The sequence below is a fragment of the Cellulomonas citrea genome, assembly GCF_009829685.1.
In the GTDB taxonomy this organism is placed as follows: domain Bacteria; phylum Actinomycetota; class Actinomycetes; order Actinomycetales; family Cellulomonadaceae; genus Cellulomonas; species Cellulomonas citrea.
In genome coordinates, this window is sequence record NZ_VWSD01000250.1 from 1 (window position 1) to 2,443 (window position 2,443).

General features: G+C 75.7%; 3 protein-coding genes. 2 read left to right on the forward strand and 1 reads right to left on the reverse strand.

Annotated features, from left to right (window positions below; genetic code table 11):
* The coding region (locus tag F2B26_RS15750; protein WP_159810964.1) for a sigma-70 family RNA polymerase sigma factor at positions 1 to 897 on the reverse strand (897 nt) is incomplete at its 3' end.
* 120 nt (positions 898 to 1,017) lie between these two features.
* On the opposite strand from F2B26_RS15750, the gene F2B26_RS15755 reads away from it, so the two are divergent.
* Together F2B26_RS15755 and F2B26_RS15760 are read left to right on the forward strand one after the other, a co-directional pair.
* Entirely contained in the window at positions 1,018 to 1,797 is a 780-nt protein-coding gene (locus tag F2B26_RS15755) for a hypothetical protein (RefSeq protein ID WP_159810966.1), read from the forward strand.
* A gap of 69 nt (positions 1,798 to 1,866) precedes the next feature.
* Positions 1,867 to 2,443, forward strand: a 577-nt coding sequence (locus F2B26_RS15760) for a phosphotransferase (protein WP_159810968.1), incomplete at its 3' end; no start/stop codon positions are given.

Here is a 2,443-nt window from a genome sequence, read left to right on the forward strand (position 1 = left end):
CGAACCCCCGGCAGCACCCGAACCCGTCGCACCTCCGAGCGCTCCGGCACCTGCCCCGGCCGCCCACGGCAGCGCGACCAGCCCGCCGCCGACCGCCAGACCCTTGGCCAGCACGGCCGCCGCGAGCGAACCGAGCACCACCGGCGCGACCACGGCCCGCATCCCGTGGTTGACGTCGCCCAGCTCGGCGACCAGCGCGGTGCACCGCACGCAGCCGTCGAGGTGCTCGGCCACCTGGCGGGTCTCCCGCGGCCCCAGACCGGCTCGGACGTAGCCGCCCAGCCGCCCGGCCACGTTCCGGCAACCCTCGTCCAGCGGTGCGGCCAGGTGCTCGGCGAGGTAGGCCTGACGCAGCCCCTCGCGCGCCCGGTAGGCCAGCGCGGCCGTGCTGTTGGCGCTCAGACCCAGCAGCGGTGCGATCTGCGCGGGCGACAGCCCCTCGACCTCGGAGTGCCAGAGCACCACCTGCCAGCGTTCGGGAAGCGTGCGGAACGCCCGGTTGACCACGGACCGTTCGAAGCCCTCGATGGCCGGGTCGTCGGCCCCGGCCATCGGGACGCTGCCGGCCTCGAGCGTCGCGACGTCGTCGGTGGGCTCGGTGCGGCGTCCCTGGTCGCGGCGGACGGCCGCGACGCGACGCACCACGGTGAACAGGTAGGCGCGGAAGGCCTCCTGCGGCCCGTTCCCGCGCAGCAGCGCCGACCACACCGCGGTGAAGGCGTCCGCGACCACGTCCTCCGCGTCCTGCACGGAGTCGGTGTACTGCCGGGCGACCACGAGAGCCGCCGCCGCGTGCCGGTCGTACAGCTCGGAGAAGCTCGTCTGGTCGCCTCCGCGGACGGCGAGGAGGAGCTCGGCGTCGCCGATGGCGGCGTGCTCAGCACCGTCGATCGTCACCCTGCCCCGCTTCCTCGCACCGCGACTCACCAGACTGCCACATAGGGCAGATCGGGTGAACTGTGCACAGATCTTCGCCGACCCGCGTCACTGCTGGCCACCGGGACACTCTCATCCGGTGTGAGCACCTCCTCCGACCTCGGCAGCCCCCGTGCGGGGAACCTGCGGGAGCGGTGGCGCGCCACGAGCCTCGAGGCGAGCTGGCTGCGCCCCTCGGACTGGTACCACCCGGCGGTCGACCCCCTGGTCGCGGCCCTCGTCTCCCGTGCCGACGCGCTCGGTGCGGCGGAGGAGCTGGGCCGGGCGCGCGCCGACGCCGGGGTCGGCATCGGGGAGGCCCTCGACGACCTCGAGTGCCTGTTCCGAGTGGCGGGCACCGCGCAGACACCGTTCGAGGTGATCCGCGCCCTGGCCGAGGGGTGGGCGGACGCCCAGGCCGGCGCCGCGGTCAATGGCGGTGCGATGGACCCCGAGACCGGGCTCCCGACGCACCAGTACCTCACCGTCCGGCTCGCCGAGACCTACGCGGAGGGCGAGCGGCTGTCCTTGGCTCCGGCGCTGACCCATGAGCTCGTGCTCGTCGACGTGGCCGCCGGTGCGGTCTCCCCGTTCCTGCGTGCGGCGCGCTCGGCCGCGGTCGGCGCCGCGCTGCGCGCCACGTTCGGTGGGGGGCAGCCGATGGCGAGCCTGGGCGGCGGGGTGTTCGTCGTGCTCGCGCACCGTGACGGCGACCTGCCCGAGCGGCTGGCTGCGGTGCAGGACGCCGTGGCCCGCCGCTGCGAACGCCTCGAGGTCGGGGTGCTCACCCGGTCCCCGGTGCGGGTGTGGACCGAACCGCTGCCTGCCACGCACGACGGTGCGGTGCACCGACTGCGGCGGCTGGCCCGCCCGACGGGGTAGCGCACCCGCCCGCCGAACCGTCCTGCACGTTCCCGGGCGGGCCGACGCACCGCGGGCTACCGTCGTGTGATGGTGCATGCACGCGTCGACGCCGACGACCGGACGGTGCCCCACCCTCGTGGTGCGACCGATGAGGACGAGCCCGGCCCGGTGATGGATGCCGGCACCTTCGCCACGCTGTACGCCCTGGACGACGCCCGGGTGCTGCGCCGCTACCGCTCCGGGACCGACGCCGGGGGCGAGGCCGTGCTGCTCGCGCACCTGGCGGCGCACGGGCTGCCGGTGCCGTGGGCCGTGCACCGCGGCGGTCCGGACCTGGAGATGGAGCGGCTGCACGGCCCGACCCTGCTGCAGGGACTGGCCGCGGGGGAGGTGCCGCTCGTCGAGGCCGCCCGGCTGCTGGTCGACCTGCACACCCGGCTGCACGCGGTGCCCGTGCCCGAGTCGCTGTTCCCGCGCGCCGACGCCGGGCTCGTGCTCGTGCACCTGGACCTGCACCCGGGCACCGTCGTGCTGTCCGACGAGCACGGCCCGTCCGTCGTGGCCTGGGGCACGGCCGGTCTGGGCGACCCGCGCGAGGACGTCGCGACCACGGCGCTGCTCATCGGCGAGGTCGCCAGCGACGACGGCGAGGAGCACGCCCGGG